Origin of the sequence: Lyngbya sp. CCAP 1446/10, from assembly GCF_026130175.1 — a bacterium.
GTDB lineage: Bacteria > Cyanobacteriota > Cyanobacteriia > Cyanobacteriales > Microcoleaceae > Microcoleus.
This window is the reverse complement of record NZ_JAIGNI010000023.1, coordinates 1-25,771: the sequence shown is the minus strand read 5'-3', so window position 1 is coordinate 25,771 and position 25,771 is coordinate 1. Positions and strand designations below refer to the sequence as shown.

The window sequence follows — 25,771 nt, the reverse complement described above, 5'->3', positions numbered from 1 at the left end:
ATTTTAATAACAATCGTAATTATAAATCACCTGAGAAAAATCTAATTTTTCTAAGTCCTCAGCGCGAATCAAAAAGTTGCCTACTCCATCATCACCCCAACAAATCTCATCATCACTAATCATGTGTAATAGCACAACTTTATGGTCTTTGTATTGCGTACTATACTCACGAGGGTCAGTTTGCGTAAAGTAGCCGTATCCCCCTATTTTATGGTCAATTTCGTATATATTAGCATAATACCAATCATTTAATTTGTCATCATCTGCATCCATTACATCAAAGAATTGTTTAAGCTTTTGTTCTCCAAGAAAATTATTAAATTGATAGTCTTCTGGGCAAACCCACTCATTGTCAGACTTAAACTGTAAAGCCAAACATTCTTGATAATTATTCACATCTTGGTGCTTTAAAGGTGAATAATGTTCATAAAGACAATCGGCAAAAGGATTATAAATCGGACAATTATTTTTCTCAAAAAATTGCACCGCACTAAATCTTTGATTGTTTAAAGTTGAATATGTCTCATTGACATTCAACAAAAAAGCAAAATATGTTTGACAATAATTTATGTCTATTTCGGGGAAATACAATATTTTAAAATCTTTTTGGTTGTCCAAATTATCTAAATCCGTACCATACAAATCTGTGTCACCAATGTAAAACTGCAAAATTCCTTGTTTGGGAAAAGGGGCTAAATATGGCACTTGGGCAAAAATTTCCTCAAAATTGAGTTGTGCCAAAAGGTGCATATATTTTCCATCACTATCTTTGGGAAAATCGTAACCTTTCGGCAAGTAAGGCACTCCGCCAAATTTGCTTGACCACAAATCAGTCGCCTTGCGTTCGTAAGTGATTTTGATAACAGGCTTTTCTGAACTTTCAATTTCTTGACGGAAAGGTTCTAATTCAGCAGGAAGTTCAAGGGTTGTTTTCATTTTTTTCTACGAATTATAAACCGCATTTATTAGCTAAAATGCACGGTGCATCAGCTATTGATTTATCGATTATCCTGAAAACAAATCGCTGCTGACGCACCCTACTAAAAGCTTTTGATTTTGCCTCGGAGACCGGGATTTGACAGAGATTCTAAATCAATTTTACAGTTAAGCCGATCGCCCTTGCACGAATAAATCGCCAAAGCCGTCCCTTGACGATTGCAAACTCGCAGATTGTAACCGTATTCGCTCGACACAGTGCCGAAGCGGTTGACAAACTGATAGCGTTCGATATAGTCTAGCAAACTCCACAGTTGGCGGTTGACGATGATGATTACCAAAGCGTTATCGCGATCAACAAACCAGCGATCCAGCAATTTACCACCAAACTGTTTTTCTGCTAACCACAGACTCGGCACGCTTGGTTCGGTTTGCGACAGTGGTGGCGACGGGAAATTAGCAGCATCTCCAGTCGGGCAGACTGGCTGCTGGGAGAATGCCGCAGATTGTCCCCACAGCAAGGCTGTGATGCAGGTAGAACTGGCAATTAGGAACAAAAATAAACTTTTTGTCAAAATGCTATCTCTGCGGCGGGAAACTTGATTTTTGGGGCGAAATTTGCGGTTATTCATCATATTTTATTGCTACAAAATCATTAAAATTCCGATCGCCTAAACAACGAAGCAGGCAGAAAAGCCGTAAAAGTAGAACCACAATCTAACTCGCTGCTAACTTCAATATCACCGCCCATCATCTGACAAAAACGCTGGCTGATAGTCAATCCCAAACCAGTACCGCCGTACTTGCGAGTAGTTGAATTGTCCGCTTGAGTGAAAGGTTGAAACAGTCGCTCTTGCTGTTCTTTTGTCATGCCGATGCCCGTGTCAGTCACTCGAAAAATTAAATATTCCGAATCCAAAATTAACATTTGAACAACTCGCGGTTGATATTTGTTTTTTAACTCTTCGCTGGTAATTCTTTCGACAGTAAGTACGATCGCCCCATTAGTAGAAAATTTAGCAGCATTGCTCAGCAAATTTAGCATTACCTGCCGCACTTTCATCAAATCGCCGTGCATAGCGCCGATATTGTCAGCAATCAATACTTCCAAAGTATTAGCCTTTTTATCCATTAACGGTTTGATAGTTGTTTCCACCTCCTCGATTAAGCCGCCAACATCGAAGCTTTCGAGATAAATCTCCATCTTGTCAGCTTCAATTTTGGAAATGTCCAGAATGTCGTCAATCAGTCGCAGCAAGTGTTTCCCAGCAGTGCGAATTTTGTCTAAATCCGAGACTACCTCTAAGTTACCTAACTCTTCGGCATCTTCCACCAGCATATCGCTGTAGCCGATAATCGCATTCAGGGGAGTCCGCAACTCGTGGCTCATGTTTGCTAGAAAAGCACTCTTGGCGCGGTTGGCGACTTCTGCCGCTTCTTTGGCCAACTGCCACGCTTCCTCAGCGTCTTTGCGATCGGTGATATCCCGCAACGTTGCCACCACGGCTTCCACGCTGCCGTCTGTGGCACACAACGGGCTGAGAATGTACTCGTAGTCCCGAATTCCCCAGGCTGCGGTGGGGACTATTACTTCGCCTTTCACAGGCTCGGATGTGGCAAATATGCGATCGCACTCTTCATGAACCCGCTGCATAATTTTTGGTGGCCAACCTAATTCCTGCCAGGTTTTGCTAATCATTTCTCTGGGGTTCATGCCGGCAGCTTGGGCGGCGGTGCGGCTGACATAGGTGTATTTTCCCGATCGATCAACTAGAAAAATTAGATCAAGGGAAGCGCTGAGAATGCCGTCAACTGTTCTGGCGTGTCGCGCTACTTGAGCCGTCATTTGTCTGACTGTGATCGCGCCGCGGGCTCTAGCCGCCAGTTCAAACTGCAAGAGTTCATTGGCTTGTTTGAGGAATAGCGTGCGCTGTTCGACTTCTACTTCTAGTTCTGCTTTAGCTTTTTCTAGGGTGAGTTCGGCTTTTTTGCGATCGCTCACATCTGTAGAAATTGTACCGACTGCATAAGCTTTGCCTTTGGAGTTGCAGAGGGGAAATTTCAGAGAAATATAAGTGTGCGGGCCGTCGTCTTGAGGGATGATTTCTTCGAGGGTTAGAGGCGAGGAGGATTCGAGAACTTTCAGGTCATTTTCTCGCAAGGCTGCTGAAGAGTCTTCGGGAAAAATATCGCCGTCGGTTTTCCCTGTTATTTGCTCTTTTGCGATGTCGAACAAATTGTCAAAATGGCGATTGGTGAGTAGGTATTTTCCCTCAACATCTTTGATGTAAATTACTGCTGTTGAGTTGTCTAAAATCGCTTGCAGCAGTGCTTCGCTCTTGCGCAGGGCTTTTTGAGTGTTTTGGCGATCGAGCATTTCTGGCTGCAATTCCCAGTTGAGGCGATTTAAGTCTTGCCAAGCTTCCTGGACTTGGTTTAAGGCGATCGCGCTTTTTTCTACTTCTGTATTTGCCGGCCGCGAATGGTTTGAGACGGAGTTGGCGGGCAATTCTAGGGGTTGGAAAACGAGCGGGATCTGGGGATTTGCGATCCTCTTCGAGGGCTGCGCTAACGGGCGAGCGGCCGCCAATTTTTTATTATATCGAAAATCTACGGCTAATTGACCATCTAAACTCAATTTTTTAGGGAATAAATCGGGGAATTCGTCGAAATTTAAATTTTCATAAATTAGACCAAACTTCCGGGTTCGCTGTGGCGGTTCCGCGCTGGAATTAGAGGGCCAATTCCCGTCTGCTGTTGATAAATTTGAGTTAGCTGGTTTAGCAATCCGGCGGGTGACTGCAACTGCCAAGGCGAGGGGGGCGGCGGCAGACAGTGCCAACAGCAGCCAATTGTTGCCCCACCAAGTTGCGATCGCAGTTTGTGGCATTCCCCGAACTAAAATTGCTCCAGGTTTTCCGGCTAAATTGTCCAGGGATTGAGCAGCCACTGTATAAGTTTGACTGCCTATTTGTATTTGCTGGGCGACTGGTTTTCCTGCGGCGGCGAGTGCAGATTTCAGGAGAGATTGGTCGGCTAGGAAGTCTGGCAACTCTTGATTTTTTGTAAATGCTTGCGAACTTGCCAATACAAATTTGCCGTCAGTTGGCACGGAGTAGATAGCGCGATATCCGCCTTGTAAATTGACGATTTCGCTGCTAGCAACTGCCGCCGTTTGGCTGAGAACTTTTCCTAACACTAAGGCAGCAATCACTGTCTGAGTTTTTGGATCTTTTACGGGAATTGCTGTGTAGCGGACGAGGACGCTACCGTCTCCCGCAGCGCGCGGCAAAGATCCCAATTGTTTCTGAACTTCAGATTTAGCAATTATTTCGCTGGCGGTTATTGGCTTTTTGGCAGCAAATACTCGATCGACTATTTTTTGCAGGTTAAAACTTTTTTCCTTCTGCTTGGGGTTGACGCTAACAACAATCTGCCCGTTTTTTCCAACTAAGGCAGCACTATCTATTTCCCCTGTTTTGACTTGATTTTCCAAAATTTGCTTGACAGATTTTTGCAAATATGATATTTTTTTGCCGCTGTTGTAAGCTGAGGCTGTTTGGGCGATCGTTTGGCTGTCAGAGGATTTTTGCAAACTGAATGCAGCGCGATCGAGTTGAAGATTGTAGTTACTTTCACTCAGGCTCAGTTCAGATTTAGCTTGATTTTGCAGTTGATTGTTGCCAACTGTCGATGTTAGCCAAAGTATTCCTCCCGTTAATCCGACTGGCAAGATTGTTTGTAAAGCCAGGAATCCAATTAGCTGGTTTTTAGTGACAGATAAGTTGTAGACGCACGGCCTGAAAGCTGGTTTCAATCTTTCGGAAGTCGCAACTTGAGTGGGTTGCAGACAATTTGGCTGGTTATCGTTTAACTGAGTTTGAGCCATAGTAGTAGATGCGGAATCGGTTTTAGATGACAGGCGACAAATTAATCTGGAACCATCAATTTTAGATTTTACATTTTAGATTAAATTCAGTTAATCACTCATCAGAAAATTGTTTGCTCTCGCCTGGCCAAACAAAGCAATAAATGATTGGGTATTTTCCAAGGAATCGAGTTTCTGGCTGTGCAAGCAAATTTTTTTATTTAGTTGTTTTCACATATGCTATCGGCAGCTATTTAAAGTTTGTTGGGCTCATCCCCATGAGAGCTTTTACAGGAGTGCGAGCATCTTGCTCGTTAGAGATATATAGGCAAGCGAGAATTTTGCTAGCACTCCTCAAAAACGCTGTTCACAAAATCGGGATGCTGCCGCAGACAGTCGGAAAGCTAGGTAGTTTGGCGATCGACTAGATCGTAAATCCACTTAGAAAAAGTCTAACTTAATTGTTGTAACACTTAGATCAGCTCGATCGCCCTTTTCCCTGCTTCAGCTTTTTTTCAATCCCATAACCGCCTGCCCGCTTTGCCGCCCAGTCGCTGATGAGTATCTTTGAGCAAAGTTGGGATGTCCAACTCTTCGGGACACCTGGGCAAACATTCGCCACAATCGGTGCAGCGGTTGCCTTTGCTGCCAGGAAACCAGTGTCCGGCATTTTCAAACATAGCATAGCGGTATTTGCCAAAGTCAGTCATGTCGCACCCAACGGCGAGATTGCGGAGTCGCAATACTTCGGGAATGTTGATGTTTTCCGGGCAAGGTAAACAGGCATAGCATTGGCTGCATTTGTCGGTTTTCAAACGATCGGCAATAACTGATTCTAGCCTCACAAACTGAGCGATTTCGGCATTGGTGAGGGGAAAGTCGCGATCGCAATATTTCAGAGGTTCGTCTAATTCTGTCGGATTTGCCGCCCCCACACTGAGAGTCCCAATTCTAGTATCGCTCAGTAAAAACCGATAGTTCAACTCTAAAGGCGAGAAAGGCGAACACAATTGTGCGAGAGTTTCCGGGGGCGTGTAGAGTTGCCCTCCTTTATCTGCCGGGGAAATGATGAAAACGCCCATATCTTTGTGCTTGGCGAGTTCAATTGCCGGGGCGTTGCGCTGAAAAAAATAGTAATAATGCAGATTGACAAATTCAAACAAATCTGTATTAATCGCAGCCAAAATCAGATCCAGAGGCCCGTGAGTCGAGAAACCGACGTGCCGAATTCTGCCATCAGCGAGGGCTTTTTGTACAGATTTTATGCAGCCTGTGGGCGATCGCACGATCGCCAAATGTTCCCAAGTATTCAAACCGTGAATTGCCAGACAGTCGATATAGTCTAGATTCAGACGTTTGAGGGACTCATCAATGCAGCGTTCAGTTGCAGCAGCATCGTCCGTTGGGGGGATTTTTGTAGTGACGTGGAAGCGCGATCGATCGACAGACAACCCAGCTTTGAACGCCGCGCCGAGATATTCCTCGCTGCAACCGTAACCCGCCGCCGTTTCCAGGTGATTGATTCCCAGAGACAGGGCCTGCCGTACAGTCTGGCAGGCAATTTCCTCAGAAGCCAAATAGCGCATGGTTCCCAAGGAAAATACAGACAGGTGCAAGTTAGTTTTGCCAAACCGTCGATAGCGCATAAATGTTACGAGGAAGTTTCGCCCTGACTGAAACCGCTTCTCTTGATCAAATCCTCCGGGCGGAGGTTTGAGATAAATTCGCGAAAGGCCCGGCGTTCGGCCTCATCAGCATCTCGATCGACCGGTATGGAAGCATCGGCGACGACTTCTTCCATCACCCAGATGGGGCTATTCGTGCGTATGGCCAGGGCGATCGCGTCGCTGGGCCGGGCATCGATTTCTTTTTTTACTTCACCCTGACGGACGATTAGGACGGCATAGAACGTGTTATCTTGCAGCGAGTGAATCACTATTCGCTCCAAGGTCAGGCTCCAGGCCTCTAGGAAATTGACCATCAAATCGTGAGTTAAAGGTCGAGGAGGCTTGTGGCCTTCTAGCGCACTAATAATAGCCTTTGCCTGCTCCTGACCGATATAAATAGGCAAAGCGCGTCGCTCGGTAGAGTCTCTCAATAGGACAATAGGGCTGCGCGTGGCTGCATCTAAGGCAATTCCAGCGACTTTCATTTCAATCATTCGATCGGCCTCATAGAATTAAGACACTGCAAGGCGGTAGAGAACTTGGACATAATAGATGACCTAAATCCAGTATGACTCGATCTTCCCCTGAATCTACAACCGATCGGCATCAGTCGATTTTAGATTTGAGATTTTAGATTTGAGATTGACTCTACACAAATACAGGGACAGCGGGACGGTAAAAGCTCCTGCGTCTGCTTTGTGTCTGTGGTTTGATGTAAATAAGCGATCGACTACAAAAAAATAACTATGTTTACAGGACTAATTCAATCTCTCGGAAAGCTGAAGTCGCTAGGCAACGACTACTTCCAAATTTCCTGCACCTCAAGTAACTCCTACCAGATTTTACAAGATTTAGCCATTGGCGATAGCGTAGCCGTCGATGGAATCTGTTTGACGGTAGTAGAAGTTCTGCCCGCGAAGGGTTTTGTCGCCGTCGCTTCCCCAGAAACCCTGCGCCGCAGCACTCTGGGTTCATTCCCCGATGCTTGGGTGAACCTAGAAACCTCCCTGCGCGCCGGTAGCAAATTGGGCGGACATTTTGTAACTGGACACGTAGATGCGATCGGCACTTTAGCAACATCAACCCAAACCGCCAACGCTTGGGAGATGCGGTTTACAGCCCCACCAACAGCCAATGCAGCATGGCAACGTCAAATCTCGCCCTACATTGTGTCCAAAGGCAGCATCGCCGTCAACGGCATCAGCTTAACCGTAGCAGATTGCGATGATGACGGAAATTGGTTTGAAATTGCCGTAATTCCGCACAGTTTTTCCGAGACAAACCTCAGCTATTTGCAACCAGGAAGTTTAGTCAACTTAGAAGCAGATATACTCGGCAAATACGTAGCCAAATTTCTCCGTAGCGGATCAAAATCCCATCCCGAACCCTGGGAAGAAAGCCCTGCAATCAACAGTTTGGGAACAATTACCCCAGATTTTTTGGTAGAACACGGATTTATGTAATTTTTCAGGTACGTGCGAAATTGTAGGGTGCGTCAGCCACGAATTATTTTATCAATGATTAACGGCTCAAAGCTGACCCACCCTACTAACTACTAACTCGGCTTTTCTCTCTGCGTTCTCTGCGCTCTCTGCGGTTCATTAATTAAATTCTATTTCTCAACAAAAACATTTTTCTCCCAAAACAATCCCGCAGCAATTCCCGCTTGAGAAACTAAAAATAATCCTGTAATTAATAGCCTTTGAATACCCGAACCGTGAAACAATGGATAAGTTAGCAAATTTAGATAAAATGACGGATGTTGACGTTTCCCCTTCGCCCCGTGTTTCGAGACAATTTCCCCAAACAAAAAAGCACCTCTACCGTAATTGAATTGTTGCCGCCAAAATTTGCCCAGAGTTAGTGCGTGGGAGTGATAGACTATAACTTCGGGAGCGTAGACCGCGCGGCCTCCCAAATTGAGCCAGCGAAAGCAAAATTCCCGGTCTTCTCCAGCCGCTAGCGAAAAAGTCGTGTCAAACCCGCCGATTTGTTGGAAAGCCTCAGCAGAAAGGGCAAAATTGTTAGAAGTGAAAAATTGCGCGCGATCGGCGATCGCATTATAATAACTGTAAAGGTAATCGATCAGTTGCTGGCTGGCAGTAGAATAGATGTTATCCGGCAGTGCGTTAACAGTTCGACCTCCGATTAAGCAATCTGGTGTTTCCCCAAATCGCTTTTCCAGATTTTGCAGCCAATCTGCCGCCACAGTACAGTCATCATCTGTAAACACTACAAATTTGCCCTCTGCTGCAAAAGCCCCAGTATTTCGCGCCGTTGCGGGGCCGGAGTTTGGTTGTGTCAGAAGTATGAGATTTAGTTGACTTTGAAAAGGGTAAATTGTAGTTTCTACAGATATTTCGGTGCTATCATTGACGACAATCACTTGAAACCGATCGCGCGGATATTCTAGTTCCACAAAAGACTGAAGACACTGCGCTAATTTGTCCGGGCGATTGTAAGTCGGAACTACTATTGAAAATAGAGTTTTAGCTTGGTTCATTATAGAAGAAGGAAGAAGGAAGAAGGAAGAAGGAAGAAGGAAGAAGGAAGGCTTGAGTTTGTAGGGTGCGATCGAGGGGGGAAATTATTGAGTAGGCGATCGCCAAATTCAGCCCTGACACACCCTACAATAACTTAGTTCACTGGTGATCTTCGGTGGGATACAAATTCAACCGCTGCGCAGTGCACACCCTACGAAGGGAGAAATGCTATTTTATTTTTTTAAGCGATATAATACCGACTCAGTATTAAAATCTTTGCCGAAAACTGGTTCCAGCGGGCCTTCGGGACTTGTCAGCCAAGATAAAGCTAGTTTGGTGTATTCGTCCATCTCAGTCAGGGGGCCGAATGCCACCATCGTAATTTTATTTTTGTGTAGGTTGTCAATCCATGCCGGAAGTCGATCGGCTCTAAACGGCACATATAAAACTTGTCTGTCCAAATTTCTCCCGTAAAACAGGTAACTGCGGGAACTCAAAAAGAAGCCGATTTTTTCATTTGGTACTGTATTTTTATCAATATACTCGTAAATGCCACGATACAATTCGGCGCGAGCAACATCTCGCTTTTCCCTCGCTACCCAACCAGCACTTACCATTAATGCTATACAGGCGCAAATTATTATTATGTAACTCGACTTTTTCAGGCTGGCGAGTAGATTTTTTAACCAGATTAAACTGGGATTCTGCTTAAATATAATCCAACCCAGCAGCAGGAATCCAAGATAAATTAATGGGTATATTCCTAAAGATAGCAAACTGGGAGCTAATATTTTTATTATATTATTGATGGCTTCCCCGATATTAGATTTAAACTGATCGATCAATCCGCTTCCCCAAACAATACTGTTTCCTGTAAAAGAAGCATTTTTAATCAGGTCAAAAATTGTGTTACTAACAATGCCGGAAATACTGCTAATTAAAACAATTGCTACAATTACTTGCTTGCGAGTTTTCAAGAGAGTTGCGGTTGCTGCTGCTGCGATTCCTAGTAAGCTTAAAAAGGGAAAGCCGTATCTGAGATTAAAACCTAGTATAGGGCTGAGTTGACCGATCGACTCTCCGGCCGTCCCGGAGGTGTAAGGTGTAATAAGATACAGAATTCCGGTGCTGGCGAGAACTACGGTTAAGATGACATTATTTTGATTAATTATTCTAGTTTTATGTTTGATCAAGGCTAGAGGTGCTGCTAATACCTGAAGTGCGATCGCCAGAAATGGCAGTTGCAATCTAATGAGGATTTGCAAGCCGAGTGTTTGCCAGTGGGAAATATTGCTGGGATTAAATTGAGCTGCTAAGGTGCTTTGCCAAATCTTCAAAAGTGGCGAAGCTGGGGGCGCAGGCATGGTAGGTATTGGCTGCTGTACGGGAGGTTTTGGAGACGGCGTTATGGTCGGTTTTGGGGATGCTACGGGAGGTTTTGGAGGCGGTACGGGAGACGGTAAGGGAACAGAGGGAACAGGCTGTAAGGGAATGTTAATCTCGCGGGAATCACTAACAGGATAATTGATATGCAGCAAGTTTCTTGCATACCAAAAACCTCCTAAAAACAAGCAGCAAAGTATGCCGCACAGCAAGACTGGTTTGATGTGGCGAATTCTAAAATTAGTTAGTGTATAATTTTTATTAACGGCGAATCTTTTAATTTCTAATATTCCTAATCCTCCTAAAAGGCAGAATGTATAAACTAATCCGGTGATTTTAATTCCGGCTAGCATTCCTACGGTTGCCAAAAATAGGGATAACTCGGATTGCGATCGGCTGCTATGATAGGATAAACCTAGATACAAACCTACTGTAAAGATTGCAGCTAGCGGTAAGTCTGGGTGAATGGTATTAACTTGGTTGAGCACCATCGGTACTGTCAATACTAAAGATGCTGCTGCCATGCCGTTAATGCGGCTTGATCCAAACTTTATGCTCAATAGATAGACAGAAATTCCTTCAAGTACCCAGGCAATTAGGCTGGGAAAAGCTGTGAGAAAGTCTGCCCTGAATGGGAGTACACACAAAGCAGATAAAATGTGCCAATTGTACGGATATATTCGTGCTTGTTCGTGATCGAAAATCCAATTTCCAGCGGGATCTAATAATGTAAGTGAATGGGTTTGATACCATCGGGCGATCGCAGGTAGATGAAACCACAATGAGTCATAATTGGTTGTGGGCTTGGTGGCGAGAGTTTCCCACAGCACAAATCCTGCAAAAGCGGCGGCACTGATAATCAGGAGTTCGGATTTGCCGAGAGGTTGCTTGAGTTGGAGAATCTGCCAACGCGAGGAGCCGAAATCTAGGCTTTTTTTGGCGGAAATCAGGATTGAGCCGATCGCACAAATCAACATTTCTGCTATAATGACTTGAGCGAGACTTAGGCGATCGACACTCCCTAAAATTAAACCGATACAAACTTGTGCAATACTCCATCCCGTCAGGAGTACGAGGAGAAAATGGGGAAATGAATAGTTATTGTTTTCCTTCTGATTCTCGAAGGCCAGAGATAAGCTTAGGGGAATCGGGCCGACTACAATAATCAGAAATAAAATTAATTCCCACAAATACTGCGCTATTAGCATACGCTGCAAATTACCAATTTTTGTCGGCTCGCGAGTCCGTTCCAAAAAACATAAATTTTCTTGCGGGGTGGGCGAATAACCCGCCCCCTAAAAAAAATTCATCTAGCCAATTCCCAATTTTTACCTGCTAGCTTGCTTCTGAATTTTGGGTTTGGAGGCTTCCTTATCCTTCGGCGCAGAAGTTTCAGCTATTAAGAGTTCCGGGAATGGCGGCTGGAGGTTGTGAACTTCGATGTCCATTCCCAGGGGCAGAGGTGGAAGCTGGGGCATATCGTTTTCCAAATCCTTGAGTCCCTTAGCGCTTTGTGTTTCCACGAATTTCGGCATTTGGGGTATTTTGGCGGTTTCCAATGTGCCGATCATTCTTGCCACAGCGAATTCTAGCTGAGCACCGGGGTCGATCGCCACCCAACCCTGATCGGTCATTTGCCGAATCTCGAAGTGGAGGTGAGGCCCTGTAGACATTCCTGTGCTACCGACGCGGCCGATAGTTTCTCCCTGTTTCACAAACTCTCCGGGCTTGACAAACAGTTCCGAAAGGTGTCCGTAGAGCGTTTCCTGAGACTCTTTTTTGTGGTTGAGAACCACTGTTAAACCGTAGCCACCTAACCAATCGGCGATCGCCACTTGACCGGCATAAGCTGCGAGTACGGGCGTTCCCATCTCGGCACCCAAGTCTGTGCCGGTGTGAAACCTACCGTAGCCACTAACTGGATGAGTCCGCCACCCAAAGGGCGAAGTAATTTCCGCAGCAATCGATAGGGGAAACATCAGGCTAGTGTTGCCATTTCCGGGTTTACCTAAAGGACGCGGGGTGAGATTGTAGTAAGCAAAACCTGTATTGCTGCTGCTGCTGACACTAATCGCACCGACTTGCACCGGGCCGAGTCCCATGCTGGGTTCGGGGGGGGCAGCGGCGTAGGCTGCCGTGTTAACGGAGTATCCGGGGTTGGCGGGGTATCCGTTGTCTGCCGAGTAGCGCGGAGGTGTGTAAGCAGATTCCGACTGGTTTTCCTGCCCCCAAAGCTTGTTGCCTATGTATTCAACGGCTTGACCTACTTTACCGACAGGATTTCCGCTATTGTTTCCGGCGACAGTTCCCCGAATATTGCCCGGAAGGTTCGGAACAGTTCCGGGAAGGCTTTGTGGCAGATTTCGAGGAGGTGGGGTTGCAATATAAGCGCCACCTGCGCGGGGAGTTTGCGGGCTGTAGCTGGGTTCTCCAGCGATCGGAGTTTCTGGGCTGTAGCTGGGAGGGGCTGCTTCTGCTGTCACGGGTTCGGAAACAGCAGCAGGCCCGCACCCACCGCCAACTTCTTGGCAGCCGGTCGATCGTGATCGTTCTGCAAACTCGATGGTTGTCGGCGCTTCGTAGCCACTTTCAGCGCCAACGCTGTAGTCGGTTTGGTCGGCAGCGCGTGCTTCTGGGTTAACTGGCGCTTCAAAAGGAGGTTCTTGGGCCGTCGCTTCTGGTAGGGGAATCAGCGCGGGCTCCGGTAGGTAAAATTGGGCCGGAGGTTGTTCGGTGACGTAATCTGGCGATCGGGCTGGAACTTCTGCCTGGGGTTCAGGATCTGGTTCTCGCTGTTCTTGGGCTGAGGGTTCCGGGGGCGCCAGAGGTGCTTCAAATAGTGGCTGAAGTTCTGCTGCGCCGGGGAGGGCTTGTTCTGCTGGTGGAGTTTCGCTTTGGGCCCAAACTATGCCTTTGCTGAGCAGTCCCAGACTGGCAAGGCAACCTAGTCCCACCAGCAGTGAGCGTTCGGACAAAAGGCGCGATCGAGTCCGGGCGCTTGTAGGGTTCTTTTTTTGCTGTTTGGTGTTCAAATTGGCTGTTATTTGCTTGTCTGGAACTGGTTTCACGATTTTTTTTTCCCAACTCTACAGGGGGGCGCAAGGAGATCAAGGTCAGGATCGAATCTATTGCAATCCTTTTATTTAATACAGACCTAATTGATTTTACCGGGCTTGAGGCAATTTTTTTTTCGCGAGTAGAACAAGTACAGAATGCCACTGTGTCGATTCGCGATCGATGCCCTGGTTTTTTTGATCCCGATTTTACTGCCAACTCGTCTGTGACGGCCACAATGATAATAACGCTTTGGCGTTCGCGTGTGTGCATTAGTTGCCTATATTTCTCGGTTATCCAAAATTTCGGCGCAGTTAGCCGCCGATCATCATTAGTGTCAACTTAAGCCTGAAACCATTGAAAAATCTCGTTTACCGTCTCTTGCCAGATCTCGGTTTTTTGGTAAAAGTCTGATCCCATAAAAGTTTGAAATTTTCAGGGCTAAAAGTCTAAAATCTTTGTACTGTCTAGGTTTGCTCGGTTTTGCCAGGACAAAATCTACACCTGTCAGGCAGATCTGGCAAGAGACGGTAAACAGCATTCTCTGAGTACATTTGACCTTAAATTGACATGAATGGTCGCCGAGTCATCCCGATTTTTTGATTTAAGCCGATCGCCCATTTAAACATTAGTCGCCAAAATTGTTGATTGTTTAGAATACAAGCTAATTGATGTGCTTGGGGAAGGATAAGTTTCATGAGTGTAGCTGGCGATCGCTTGACAAATTTTCCTGACTCTGAATGTACCGGACAACCTGACGGTATCAGTTGGCAGTGGCAGCAGAGTGCCGAAGGCTTGCCCTATCTGACTTGCAGCTTGCTCGATCGGTGGTCTCACGGCTTTTTTACTCGTGATTTCTCGCCGCGCGGCCCGATCGATCTCACGGAAGTTCTCGCACCAGGCTCTCCGGTTTACCGTCTCCAACAGGTACATGGCAATGTGGTACTCCAAACAGATCAATTACCCCCGGTTGTGGCTCTAGACGCAGAAAATGCTACCCCAACCTATGCTGAGGCTGATGGTTTGGTAGCTTCGCGAGATTTTGAGGCGGTGTGGGTTTGCTCGGCTGACTGCGTACCGGTGCTGATTGCTGACAGCGGCACGGGACTCGCTGCCGCCGTTCACGCTGGTTGGCGCGGGACTGCTGCTAAGATATTACCAGAGGCGATCGCTCAACTTTTGGCCGTCGGCAGTCAACTAGAAAATCTGAAGATTGCTCTGGGGCCGGCGATCGCTGGAGAGGTTTACCAGGTATCTGTGGAAGTGGCAGCCCAATTGGGAGCCACGATTGCTCCTAAGAGTGCTGTTAGTGCAACAGCCGACGGCATTCTGGATTTTTTACACCAACTACCCGAATCGCCTGTGTTGACCGATCCAGAACCGGGAAAAGTACGGTTGGATGTTCGTCTCTGCAATGCTCTGCAATTGCAGCAGTTGGGAATTAATTCTTCTCAAGTGGCGATCGCTCCTTTCTGTACTTATTCTGACTCGGCTCGCTTTTTTTCCTACCGCCGCGATCGACTAAAAAAAATCCAGTGGTCGGGAATTGTCAGCGACTCTAACACAAGTTCCTGCTAAAGGCATTCGGCACAAGGTAAAATTTTAGATAGCCTGTTCTAAAAATAACAATCTAAATAAAAATCTTTGGATTGACAAATTTTTATTTCGGAATGCCGAATGCCTTCTACCTTCTAGCTTCGTTTCGTTGCAGCCCTCTCAGGTCTAAAGACGCTGAGTTTTCCGCATACCAAAAAGTTTTATGAGTGAGCAAACTCCCTATCAACTGCTTGAAGTCGATGAAGATGCTTCCTTTGATGAAGTGCAAGAGGCCCGCACCCGTCTAGCCGAGCAGCACAGCGGCGACAAGAAACGTTTGGAATCGATCGAAATTGCTTACGACGCGATCCTCATGGATCGCCTCCGTCAGCGACAAGAAGGGAAAATTAAAGTGCCCGAACGCATCCGCTTTCCTGAGCGTTTGACTCCCCCACCCGCCAGCTTTACTCCGTCTGCTCCGTCGGGCAGCCCAGCTTGGTTGCAGCGGCTAATCGATACTCCTAGTCGATCGGATATTTTGTGGCCGGCTGGAGTTTATGCGGGGTTGGGCGGACTAAGTATTTATCCGGCGGCTAATGATTCTTTACTACAGTTGACTCTGGCTCTTGGGGTCGGCTCTTGTCTTTATTTTGTTAATCGCAAGGAACAAAAATTTGGTCGGGCTGTGCTACTAACTGTGGCTGGCTTGGTTATAGGCTTGGTGCTGGGAGGCCTTTTGGGCCCTTTGCTCAGTACGGCATTTATCTCAACAGAGAAACTTATTGCTTTGTTTACGTTTTTAATTCTGTGGCTGGTCAGCGGTTTTCTGCGATAGTCAGTTGTCAGTTGACAGTTGACAGTTGACAGTTGGCAGTGGTTAATTATTGTTATTGATTAATTGTTATTGGTTGGTTCGTAGTTTTCAGGTGTTAGTAGTTAGTTGATTGTTACCAATTACCAATTACCAATTACCAATTACCAATTACCAATTACCAATTAACAATTACCAATAACTAATGACTGTTTACTAATGATTGATGACTGTTGACAACTGACAACTGACAACTGACTAATGACTATCTAAAATAATCTCAACTGCTTCACTCAAATTATTAGCAATTAAATCCGGTTGGTACATTTCTAGTTGAGTGCGATCGCGAATTCCGCACAACACACCAATTACCTTGACACCGTGGGTTTTTGCCGCGATGATATCCGCCTCAGTATCCCCCACCATCCAAAGCTCAGAAACCGGCGGCAGTTCAGCCAGAGCTCTTGCCATCAGCAGCGGCTTATCTTTAACATCCCCAGTTTTGACGTAATCGTTAGGAAGGCAATAGCGGCGGTTTTCTGGGAAAAAATGCCCTAAATTGCAGCGGTTAAAAGCTTCGTCTAGTTCCCTGACGCGGCGCATGGTCATCACCGCTAAGTCTACTCCAGCGCGCTGCACCTTTTCGAGCGTTTCCACGGCGCTGGGAACTGGTCGATCGTACATCAGGAACGGCAACGTGTGGACAGTTTGACGGCGTTTCTGGGCAAATTCGACGGCTTGGGCTGCATCTAATCCTGAGAGGATGCCGATTTCGCTTTCGGGAACCCGCGCCCGCTTCATGTTCCAAAACTCGGCTTTCGGGAGTTCGTGCACTGCTTGGCCCTCACGCTGAGTCTCGGCCAGACACTGCTGATAAACTCGGTAATAGCGATCGGACACATCCATGATCGGGCCATCAAAGTCGGTAATAAGTCTCAGCATTGAGCAGAATATTTTTAAGATTTTATACAAATTGTTACAGATTATATCACTTCAAGGTCACAGCTCCTTTACAAAAATTGACACAAATACCCAGGGGAGGTAAGGTCTATAGGAATGTTGCTAATTAAAGGCAACAGTTTAATTCAACTGTGCCAATCACCAACTGTAGCGGTTGTAACAAATATCAGGGAATCTACAATTTAAGATATGTTGCATAAATACGGCTAACCGCTACGTATTGTTAATAAATCAAAACCTCAATCGAGGCTGATTTTTACTAAGCTTGCTCACAAAAAAAGTGGGTTTAATTAATATTGTTACATTTCTAAAATACAAAAAAACTGCTTGGAGAATCCAAAATTTATTGTGTCGATCAATTAGCCAGCCCGAATAGTTACTGGCATCCACCAATATCAAAACTTTCCTGACAAATAGCAGCCAAACAACAACTAACTTTATCTCCCAACCATTAAGTGTGATGATCTACAATAGCGAAAGGCTCCCAAAATTAAGTTTACAGATTGGTTCCCAAAATATTAATAATCTGCTTGACAAACTGTTGTCCTTGCGTCGCATTGAATACCTCGCAGTTGATCGACAACTTAAAATTCTAGAAACATCCTTAAACGTGCAAGAGTTGGCCGACATTCCTGATGGGGTCGAAAAAGGAAAAGATTTGCGCGATAGTTTTCCCGAACTGATCGGAATCGAAGAAGTGCTAGACGATATTCTTGAACAACGACAGCCAATTTTTCAATTAAAATCAGTAACAAAAATTTTAACTAATGGCTCTTATTTGTATCTAGATTTATATTTGTTTGCTCAGAAAAATCACCTGAAACCTGAGAGATTGATTGTTTTATGGGAAGACGTAACAGACACTGCTGCGCTTCAGCAAAGTATGGTTCAGGCAGCAAACGAAAACAGTATTAAAGTTAATTCCTTGGTGAGCGCTCGCGATTATATTGACAAAATTGTTAACTCTATCAATGATATTTTATTGGTGACAACGGAAGCGGGAAAAATCAAAAAAGTGAATAAATCCACCGAATTATTATTTGGATATACCCAATCAGAATTAATCGGTAAACCCATCTCGATGATTACGGCTGACGAGGAATTATTGCGTCAAGTTAGCCAGCTACTTCCTGAACTTAAAAATGAATCTTGGCATCAAGTAAAAGTAGCTTGTACAACTAAAAAAGGTTCAAAGCTGACAGTTGCATTTTCCTGCTCTACGATCGAGACCAGCATAGAAAGCCAGCACTCAGACAACAAAACCACCATACAAGATTTTGTCTATGTGGGCAGGGATATCACCGAGGAACAGCGGACAAAAAAGCGTCAAGCAGCACAGTATGCGGTAGCTCGCATCATGTCAGAATCTGGTTCTTTAGAGAGCGCCACTCCGAAAATTATGCAAGCTATTTGTGAAAGTTTGGGGTGGGATATCGGCGAACTTTGGACGCCTGTGGATGAAAAACATACTAAGTCTGATGCGGAAAATACGCACGAGCAAGTACCATTTTTGTTTGCTGCACCAGATAGTAACGTTGAAGATATCCCTATTTTGCTGCGAGTGGGAGTTTGGCGCAGGGGGAGTGAAGTAGGAGAGTTTGTGGAAAATTGCCAGCAGATTACTCTAGAGCCTGGTGCGGGTTTGCCGGGAATAGTTTGGAACACCGGTTATCCGCAGTGGATTACGGATCTGCTTAAAGATCGCAATTTTATGCGATCGCACTTAGCAGCTAAAGCAGGATTGCGATCGGCCTTCGGTTTCCCAATTCGCGCTAGCGGTCAAGTTGTGGGGGTAATGACTTTTTTCTGCCGGGAAAAACAGCCGTCGGATGAAGACTTGCTTCAGATGATGGCCGCGGTGGGTTCTCAATTAGGGCAGTTTGTCAAGCGCAAATATGCGGAGAAAGAATTGCAAGAAGCTGAAGCTTCCATCCGGTTTTTGTACGAACAGGAAAAACAGCAAAGTGAAAAATTAGCTCAGCAAAATTTAGCTTTAGAACAGACAAAATTAGAGTTAGAAGCTGCTAACCAGGAATTGCACAGACTGGCATCTGTGGACGGTTTGACTCAGATTGCTAACCGTCGTTGTTTTGACAAAAAATTGCAATCGGAATGGCAGCGGATGGGTATAGAGAAAGAACCAGTATCTTTGATTTTACTAGATATCGATTTTTTTAAACTTTACAACGATCGCTACGGGCATCAAAAAGGCGACGAATGTCTCAAAAAAGTGGCTGAAATTTTAGACAAAAATGCTCACCGGGGAGGCGATTTAGCAGCCCGCTACGGTGGCGAAGAATTTGCGGTAATTTTGTCCGGGACTGATGCCAGGGGAACGCTGCGGGTAGCTGAATTAATTCGCAGGGATTTGAATGATATGGCAATTCCCCACGAAGCTTCAAAGGTAAGTGAGTCCGTGACGGCGAGTATGGGTCTAGTTACTGCTGTACCCGCTGCTGAACTATCTGTGGAGTGGTTGATTGGGGAGGCAGATCGATCGCTCTATCAAGCTAAACTAGAAGGGCGCGATCGTATATTTGTTTACCTAGACTCGAAAAGAGAATTTCAGAGCAGGAAAGGAGTATTTTCTGATGATTGTGAGAGAAGCTAAAATCGCTGACGCACCTGCCATTGCACGGGTTAATTTAGACACTTGGCGGACAGCTTACCGAAAAATTGTACCGCCAGATTACCTCGCGCAACTGTCATATCAAAAACGAGAAAGCAATTGGCAAGAAATCCTGGCAAACGTCAAAAATACTGGGGATTTTGTCTGCGTTGCTGAGAATAGATCAGGACAAATTGTGGGTTTTGCTGCGGGCGGTTGCGAGCGTACTGGCAAATATGCTTATCAAGGAGAATTATTTGCCATCTATATATTGGAGGAATATCAGCGTCAGGGAATCGGACAGCAACTTGTGAGAAAAGTTGCCACAAAATTGGCAGAATTAAATTTGAATTCGATGCTGGTTTGGGTACTGGGAGACAATTCCGCCTGGAAGTTTTATGAATTTTTGGGAGGTGAAAAAGTGGACGAAGAACAGACAAGCAGAGCCGGAGTTATACTCAAGGAAATTGCTTACGGGTGGATGGATATCACAGTGCTGATAAACACGCCTGCTTAAGCTCAAAATTGGAAGTTTTATCAATCATCGATCAAACTTCCCCTCTTCATTTGTTCCCGTTCAATTGCCTCAAACAAAGCCCGAAAATTCCCAGCCCCAAAACCTCCAGCTTGCACCTGTTTACCATTAACTAAACTAACTCGGCGTTCAATAATCTCGACAAAGAAAGTCGGTTCTGCAAAAATTGGCTGGGTAAAGATTTGCAGCAGCATCGCAGCGGGAGTATCTTCTTGCCAATCTGCCAAAACTTCAGAAGCTGCGATTGCTTGCCAATCTGCGGGCAAATAGTTTTGCCGCTGTTGCAATTCGGAGTAATATGTTGAAGGAACTGGCAGAAAAGGCAAACCGCGCGATCGCAAATCGGTAACAACACCTACAATATCAGCAGTTTGCAAAGCCATGTGCTGAATTCCCGGCCCTCGATTTGCACTCAAAAACTCTTGAATTTGAGAATTAGCCGATGCCGGTTCATTAATCGGGAATTGCACCCCACCTTCAGCGTGCACCATAACTTGACTGCGTAAAGCCGACTTCTCAGTCTGAATGTCAAAATTTTGCTGAGGATCAAAACCTAATATTTTTTGATACCAACTAACAGCACTTGACAAATCGCCCACTTCAACATTTAACACTACATGATCGATCGAAGTAAACAGCGGCAGCTTACCAGAAGCTAGCACTAAATTTTCTCCAACTCGCTCAACCAGCGTGTGGCTTAAATCTCCCCAACCAGAGATTTTTGCCCGCTTAAAACGGCCCGTTGCTGTGATGTCTTTTTGAATCGGTTCCAGAATTTGAGCGCCTGCCACCTGCGCTCTAGCTACTGCTAATTCGATATTTTTTACCCGAAAGCCGACATCGGCAATGCCGGGAGGATGAAACTTCAACCAACTAGCAGCGGGACTAGCGGGTGTCAGGGGCGAAGATAAAACAAAACAGACATTGCCGCTGCTGACAGCTTCAGTGCGAGTGTGGCTGTTGGAAGAACCTGCTATTAATTGAAAGCCTAAGTGGCTGACAAACCAGTCGCGGGATACTTTAGCATTTTCAACGTAAAACAGAATGCGATCGAATTCCATAATCAATAGTTGAAAATGGAAAGTGAAAAATGGAAAATCGGCTGATTTTCAGGACTCAACTGCAAGGGAGAGACTGAGGAATGGAGATTTTTCATTAGTTTTTCGTGTAATCGCTTAATAATAACCCAAAAATTGAATATCTTAGCTCCCTCTGAAGGTAGAAATACATCGGCACTTAAAAGAAACGCGGTGTCTGGGATGACTTGAATTTGGTGGTGAGGCCTTCGGCAACAGTCCTGGGCGCAAAAAATGGTTGACGTGCTACTTAGTAGAGACTCAATCGGTGCGCCGAAGAGCACCCCACAAACTACTAAAAGAACAAATGACTTTCGGGCTGAATATTAATTTCTAATGGTACAGCTTGCGGGTCAGAAGCAAGAGCAAACATAATTGCATTTGCAGCAGTTTCGGTACTCAGCATTTTTGAGCGGTCTACCTTCAGACTCACATTATCCCAAAACGGAGAATCGACTCCACCAAAATAGAATAGTGTAAATTTAACGCCGTAGCGGCGCAGCTCATCTGCCATGCACTTGCTGAAACCAACTACCCCAAACTTTGAAGCACAATAAGCGGTTCCCATCGCCATCGAATGCTTGCCTAAAATCCCGATGACATTGCAGATGTGGCCGGATTTGCGGTCTTTCATCACATTTGCGGCTGCTTGAGATGTGTAAAAACTGCCTTTCAAGTTCAAGTCAAGCATCGCATCTAAATCAGCGGGTTCTAACTTGTTCCACTGCTTGAGAATTCCGGCACCAGCGGCGTTTACGAGGGCATCAATTTGTCCGAAATGTTCGACAGTTGTCTGCATCAGCGTCTCGACTTGCTGCAAATGGGTGATATCTGTCGGTACGCACAGTACCTCTGTTGCCGAAAGTTCGCTAGCTAAAGCGTCTAATTTACTGCTATCTCTGGCGGCGAGCACTAGCGTCGCACCTGCATCAGCGAGTTTGCGGGCTACCGCTGAACCGATGCCGCCTGTCGCACCCACTACAACTACAACTTTGTCCTGCATATCGCTTTACATTTCTTTACGTCCCGATTGTATGATAACTCAAGTTATGGGGCATGGGGCATGGGGCATAGGGCATGGGGAATAGGGCATTGGTCATTAAACAAGATTGTATAAATATTTGATTAATACGAAAACCGCAGATTATAGGCAGATAAACGCAGATAATTTCAAGATAATTTGGGAACGAGTGCAATCTTGTCTATTGGGAATTGGGAATTACAGCGGTTCTCAACTTTCGTGAGGTAATCGCCATCCTATCACCGATTACCGATTACCATGATCCATTTCCTAATTAGACCTCTTGCAAAAGTCCTTTTAATCAAATTTTGGAATGGGCAAGATGCCCATTCCACAAGAAAAAAAATTTTTGGAATGGGCATCTTGCCCGTCCTAGCTATTTTTGCAAGATGTCTATTACTGTTTGATTAATTCAGGGAAACTTGCCAGCCTTTTTCGGCTTTATTTAGCTGGAGAGACGTGCAGGATTGTAAAAATTTAGGAAATTTTCTACCGATATTAAACTCTTTAATTATTTGGGTAATTTGTTTGCCGTATTGTTTGTGAAATTCGCTGCCTACATTGGAGAGGAATACAGAATTGTGAGGAGAGTTGTCGGTCAAGTCGCTAACTATTTTGACCAGAGCTTTTTCTAAGTCTTCCAAGGAATTAATATCTGTCAATCTGGCTGGTGGTTCTTCGTTGTGATTGAGATTTTCTTTATTGAGTATTGGGGGTGGGGGTGACAATTTGACTTCAAAAAGAGTGACATAAGTTTGAGAAATTTCTGAGGGTTTGTGGACGACAAAATCGGTTGGATATTTGAGAAAAATATCCTTGGTTTTACTGCCGAGTAAATGATGGGCAACAACTTCATTGAGGACTAAACCATGATTTTGTCTAAACAAAGCTGAAATTGTAGAAAGTTTTATCCACTGAGCTGAAGTGCGTTGTTGCTCTTTTTTGATTAATTCTTTTAGCTGAATAACTAATTGTTCTACGGGTGTAATTTCCGGTATGGTTACGAGAGAATGGGTTTCCACTTGTCCGGTTTTGCTGTTTAAAACTATGATTTTATCTGTTTGCTTGCGGACTTGAAATACGGTTAGTCCGTGGGCTTGCAGTGTGTTGCTGAGGTGGGTGAGGGCGCGATCGGACGAACAGACAAAAATCTCTTTGGCTGTGGGATAATGTACGAAAATTGATGCGCCTACTGTTGCCATTTTTAAGTCGGCGCTGTCTTTGCCGGGGGGCACGTGAATCAGTTGATAGCCGCGCTGGTGAAATTCGGCATCTTTTTTGCCCATGCTGCGCCAGTTGGCAAAGGCTACTTTGATTTGGATGGGATAGTGGCAAATTCCTTCTAGAAATTTTTCGGTTTCGATGGTGAGTTGCAAGTTTTCGACATCTAGCAGCAAGATGGCAATGCCGATAGGAAGCGAATTTGTTTGATAGGCGGTGGGAGTTGGAGGTTTTGGGGAATCTGAGTTTGGTGATTTAGCTGGTGCTATTTGGGATTCGGCTAGCTGCTGAATTTTGGCAAATAATTTGCTGAATTGAGATGAATTAATGAATTCTGGAATCAGCAGAATTTGGAGATATTTTTTCGCAGTCAGCAGCAGGGAATTTGTATCGCTGGCTACTTTGAAACTTTTGGTCAATTTTTCAATCAAAACGGACTGAAAATCAGGTTTGGCCCAGGGGGTTTTCCTGTATTTTTCAGCTATCCATTCGGGATGCTTTTCCTGAATGGCAATTAGTGTTTGAGCGATATAGCGACTGATGGCGCTGAATGCGACTGATTCTTGAGTGGCTAGGAAGGAAGTTCGATCGGGCATGGCCCTCTACAATGCGGGATGGTGTCTCAATCTATCATAATGTTAGTTTCTTGTCGGTCGCCGAACGATCGCCCGCCAAATCCAACCGGCAGCAATTAACGCCAACCCTGTCAGCCAAATTTCCCTCTCCACCCAGAAAGCCAGAAACAGACACGCAGCCAATCCAACCCAAGCCAGCCACTGCGGGTAAAGCCTTTCGGCGGGGGAAAGTTGCAGCGCTGCGAGGTTGGTGATGGCGTAATATATGAGAACGCTAAAAGCGCTGAAAGACCAAGTGGTTTTGACATCGCCGACTAAAATTAAAAGTGCGATCGTAATTTCGACAAATATCACAGCCACATAGGGCGTTGTCCCCGCAGGATTCAGCCGCGCCAAGACTCTCGGCACATCCAAGCGCCGCCCCATCGCCAGCCAGACGCGCGACAGCCCTAAAATTAAGTTCAGCAAGACTCCCAGCATGGCGGTAATTGCGCCGACGGCTAGCAGTTGCGAAACTCCGGGAATTGGAAAACTGCGGGCGATGACTTCCAAGGGTGCAGCCGCAGCGCCTGTTTGCAAGGACAATTTATCTGCTCCTCCCCCACCTGCGACAACTATTGCTACCGCCACGTAAAGCAGCATTGTCAGCACCAAAGTAAAAATTATGGCTTTGGGAATGGTTTTCCTAGGTTCCCGCACTTCTTCGCTCATTGTGGCGATGCGGCCGTAACCGGTGTAGGCGACAAACATTAGGGCGGTGGCGTGGAGGATGGAGCTGATCGAGCTATCATTCTCTAGCGCGGACATTTTTTCCCACCTTACCTCTGGCAAACCCGCAGCGATAAAGACAGCCAGAGATAAGAGTGTAACTGAGACTGTGGCTGTATTGGCAATATTCGATCGCCTGATTCCGGTCAAGACAATTAAAGTTAGGACGGCGAGGGCGATTAATGCTGTTAGGATTAGGTAAGTGCGATCGGCAACACCAACTGCATTTAAAAAATACCCCGCAAAACCCAAAGCAGCAGTAGCAGCCGAAGCCGTTTTCGCCAACAAAAACATCCAGCCGGCGGTAAAACCCAGCCAAGAATTGAGATATTTATAACCATATTCATAGGTACCGCCGCTAACAGGGTGACTCGCCGCCAATTGAGCGCTATTGAGCTCGTTACAAACAGCAACCAAAGCAGCGATACCTACAGCCAAAATCACTCCCGGCCCCGCAATTTCCGCCGCAATTCCGATACTCACAAATACTCCCGTGCCCACAATCGAGCCCAGGCCCATGAGAGTTGCGCCAAAAACACCCAATTCTCGCTTTAAAAGTGGGGAAGACATATAAAAATGGTTTGCAGTAATCGGAATTATACCTGGCCGTCGCGGACGCACGGCACTCGGAAAATTCTTATTCAGATGTAAAGGTAAACCTCCAGAATTTAGTCGATTTTAGATTTTGGATTCTTCGACTTCGTGAGCGAAAAAGTTTTTGAGTTTTCGATTTAATCGACTTTTTGAGCGATAGCCACTTGATGCTCGCTGCCATTTAATGTCAGTTGAAAAACCGAATGTCGCGATTGCAAAAATTTTATCAAACTGGAATTAGCCAAAAAATGTTTTACAATTACATCGGCGTGACATTGATATTTCTTGAAAAATATTTTTTTAAGCTTGGTTACAGAAATAGCATCCTCTTTAGACTCAAATGTCGCCGCTTCAATCATCTCTAAAAGTATCTTTTCTAAGGTGTCAAGCGAATCAATAGCAATTGAATTATAAGGTAAAGTTTCTGGAAAATTCTGATTTTCAATATTTTGATCGACGGGAAGAGGATTTGCGGCTTCTTCTGTCGCATTAATTTCGTTTTGGAGTGACGAAAATACTCCTAAATTGGTAGAATTCATAGAAGTCAATTCGTATCCGCTCAATAAGTTGCGGTAAATCTTAATTTTTCGACAGTGTATAACTTATTTGATTCTACAAATATCTTAATTCAGCCACAAAAATCACGCATTTACTGCTTGACCGCTAAATTTTGAT

At 45.3% G+C, this 25,771-nt stretch carries 21 protein-coding genes; 7 read left to right on the top strand and 14 right to left on the bottom strand.

Translation table 11 applies throughout. The features are described 5' to 3' along the window. Window positions 1-3: 3 nt before the first annotated feature. From K4039_RS11915 to K4039_RS11905, 3 genes are all read right to left on the bottom strand, one after another. On the bottom strand, window positions 4-936 hold the full coding sequence (locus K4039_RS11915; RefSeq protein WP_265235403.1) for a YwqG family protein: 933 nt from the start codon (window positions 934-936) through the stop codon (window positions 4-6). Window positions 937-1,040: 104 nt separating this feature from the next. Further along, on the bottom strand, window positions 1,041-1,571 hold the full coding sequence (locus tag K4039_RS11910) for a hypothetical protein (protein ID WP_265235402.1): 531 nt from the start codon (window positions 1,569-1,571) through the stop codon (window positions 1,041-1,043). A 20-nt stretch (window positions 1,572-1,591) separates the two neighbouring features. After that, complete coding sequence (locus K4039_RS11905; protein ID WP_265235401.1) at window positions 1,592-4,825, bottom strand: PAS domain-containing protein; 3,234 nt, start codon at window positions 4,823-4,825, stop codon at window positions 1,592-1,594. A 257-nt stretch (window positions 4,826-5,082) separates the two neighbouring features. On the opposite strand from K4039_RS11905, the gene K4039_RS11900 reads away from it, so the two are divergent. Next, complete coding sequence (locus tag K4039_RS11900) at window positions 5,083-5,232, top strand: hypothetical protein (protein WP_265235400.1); 150 nt, start codon at window positions 5,083-5,085, stop codon at window positions 5,230-5,232. 87 nt (window positions 5,233-5,319) lie between these two features. Here the strand turns inward: K4039_RS11900 and K4039_RS11895 are convergent, their stop codons facing one another. Both K4039_RS11895 and K4039_RS11890 read right to left on the bottom strand, forming a co-directional pair. Then, on the bottom strand, window positions 5,320-6,450 hold the full coding sequence (locus K4039_RS11895) for an aldo/keto reductase (RefSeq protein WP_265235399.1): 1,131 nt from the start codon (window positions 6,448-6,450) through the stop codon (window positions 5,320-5,322). Between the two features lie 5 nt (window positions 6,451-6,455). After that, window positions 6,456-6,965 carry a bifunctional nuclease family protein gene (locus K4039_RS11890; RefSeq protein ID WP_265235398.1) on the bottom strand — a complete coding sequence of 170 codons (510 nt, stop codon included), beginning with the start codon at window positions 6,963-6,965 and terminating at the stop codon, window positions 6,456-6,458. A gap of 252 nt (window positions 6,966-7,217) precedes the next feature. Between K4039_RS11890 and ribE the strand changes: the two genes are divergently transcribed. Continuing rightward, the gene (ribE, locus tag K4039_RS11885; protein ID WP_265235397.1) at window positions 7,218-7,934 is read left to right on the top strand and encodes a riboflavin synthase; all 717 of its coding nucleotides are present in this window, start codon (window positions 7,218-7,220) and stop codon (window positions 7,932-7,934) included. Between the two features lie 149 nt (window positions 7,935-8,083). On the opposite strand, the gene K4039_RS11880 is transcribed toward ribE, so the two are convergent. Beyond that, window positions 8,084-8,974, bottom strand: a complete 891-nt coding sequence (locus K4039_RS11880; protein ID WP_265235396.1) for a glycosyltransferase family 2 protein — start codon at window positions 8,972-8,974, stop codon at window positions 8,084-8,086. Between K4039_RS11880 and K4039_RS11875 the strand changes: the two genes are divergently transcribed. Then, window positions 8,966-9,112: a hypothetical protein gene (locus K4039_RS11875; RefSeq protein ID WP_265235395.1), complete on the top strand. Its 147-nt coding sequence runs from the start codon at window positions 8,966-8,968 to the stop codon at window positions 9,110-9,112. The genes K4039_RS11880 and K4039_RS11875 overlap by 9 nt on opposite strands. A gap of 75 nt (window positions 9,113-9,187) precedes the next feature. On the opposite strand, the gene K4039_RS11870 is transcribed toward K4039_RS11875, so the two are convergent. Both K4039_RS11870 and K4039_RS29810 read right to left on the bottom strand, forming a co-directional pair. Next, window positions 9,188-11,590, bottom strand: coding sequence for a hypothetical protein (locus K4039_RS11870; RefSeq protein WP_265235394.1), 2,403 nt, complete (start codon window positions 11,588-11,590; stop codon window positions 9,188-9,190). 75 nt (window positions 11,591-11,665) lie between these two features. Continuing rightward, entirely contained in the window at window positions 11,666-13,405 is a 1,740-nt protein-coding gene (locus K4039_RS29810; RefSeq protein ID WP_321161597.1) for a peptidoglycan DD-metalloendopeptidase family protein, read from the bottom strand. A gap of 682 nt (window positions 13,406-14,087) precedes the next feature. Here K4039_RS29810 and pgeF point away from each other — a divergent pair. Together pgeF and K4039_RS11855 are read left to right on the top strand one after the other, a co-directional pair. Beyond that, window positions 14,088-14,969: a peptidoglycan editing factor PgeF gene (pgeF, locus tag K4039_RS11860; protein ID WP_265235393.1), complete on the top strand. Its 882-nt coding sequence runs from the start codon at window positions 14,088-14,090 to the stop codon at window positions 14,967-14,969. Between the two features lie 181 nt (window positions 14,970-15,150). Continuing rightward, window positions 15,151-15,762, top strand: a complete 612-nt coding sequence (locus K4039_RS11855) for a CPP1-like family protein (RefSeq protein ID WP_265235392.1) — start codon at window positions 15,151-15,153, stop codon at window positions 15,760-15,762. Between the two features lie 234 nt (window positions 15,763-15,996). Here K4039_RS11855 and K4039_RS11850 read toward each other — a convergent pair whose 3' ends face one another. Further along, the gene (locus K4039_RS11850) at window positions 15,997-16,680 is read right to left on the bottom strand and encodes an HAD family hydrolase (protein ID WP_265235391.1); all 684 of its coding nucleotides are present in this window, start codon (window positions 16,678-16,680) and stop codon (window positions 15,997-15,999) included. Between the two features lie 565 nt (window positions 16,681-17,245). On the opposite strand from K4039_RS11850, the gene K4039_RS11845 reads away from it, so the two are divergent. Both K4039_RS11845 and K4039_RS11840 read left to right on the top strand, forming a co-directional pair. After that, window positions 17,246-19,309: a diguanylate cyclase gene (locus tag K4039_RS11845; protein ID WP_265235390.1), complete on the top strand. Its 2,064-nt coding sequence runs from the start codon at window positions 17,246-17,248 to the stop codon at window positions 19,307-19,309. Next, window positions 19,290-19,823: a GNAT family N-acetyltransferase gene (locus K4039_RS11840; RefSeq protein WP_265235389.1), complete on the top strand. Its 534-nt coding sequence runs from the start codon at window positions 19,290-19,292 to the stop codon at window positions 19,821-19,823. The genes K4039_RS11845 and K4039_RS11840 overlap by 20 nt, the downstream gene beginning before the upstream one ends. Window positions 19,824-19,843: 20 nt before the next feature. Here the strand turns inward: K4039_RS11840 and hppD are convergent, their stop codons facing one another. The 5 genes from hppD to K4039_RS11815 all read right to left on the bottom strand — a co-directional run bounded on the left by hppD (window position 19,844) and on the right by K4039_RS11815 (window position 25,635). After that, window positions 19,844-20,902 (bottom strand): 4-hydroxyphenylpyruvate dioxygenase, encoded by a 1,059-nt coding sequence (gene hppD, locus K4039_RS11835; RefSeq protein ID WP_265235388.1) that lies wholly within the window; start codon window positions 20,900-20,902, stop codon window positions 19,844-19,846. Window positions 20,903-21,212: 310 nt separating this feature from the next. Further along, on the bottom strand, window positions 21,213-21,920 hold the full coding sequence (locus K4039_RS11830) for an SDR family oxidoreductase (protein ID WP_265235387.1): 708 nt from the start codon (window positions 21,918-21,920) through the stop codon (window positions 21,213-21,215). A 425-nt stretch (window positions 21,921-22,345) separates the two neighbouring features. Beyond that, window positions 22,346-23,755: an NYN domain-containing protein gene (locus K4039_RS11825; RefSeq protein ID WP_265235386.1), complete on the bottom strand. Its 1,410-nt coding sequence runs from the start codon at window positions 23,753-23,755 to the stop codon at window positions 22,346-22,348. 42 nt (window positions 23,756-23,797) lie between these two features. Then, the gene (locus tag K4039_RS11820; protein WP_265235385.1) at window positions 23,798-25,072 is read right to left on the bottom strand and encodes an APC family permease; all 1,275 of its coding nucleotides are present in this window, start codon (window positions 25,070-25,072) and stop codon (window positions 23,798-23,800) included. A 161-nt stretch (window positions 25,073-25,233) separates the two neighbouring features. Beyond that, on the bottom strand, window positions 25,234-25,635 hold the full coding sequence (locus K4039_RS11815) for a hypothetical protein (protein WP_265235384.1): 402 nt from the start codon (window positions 25,633-25,635) through the stop codon (window positions 25,234-25,236). Window positions 25,636-25,771: the final 136 nt, after the last annotated feature.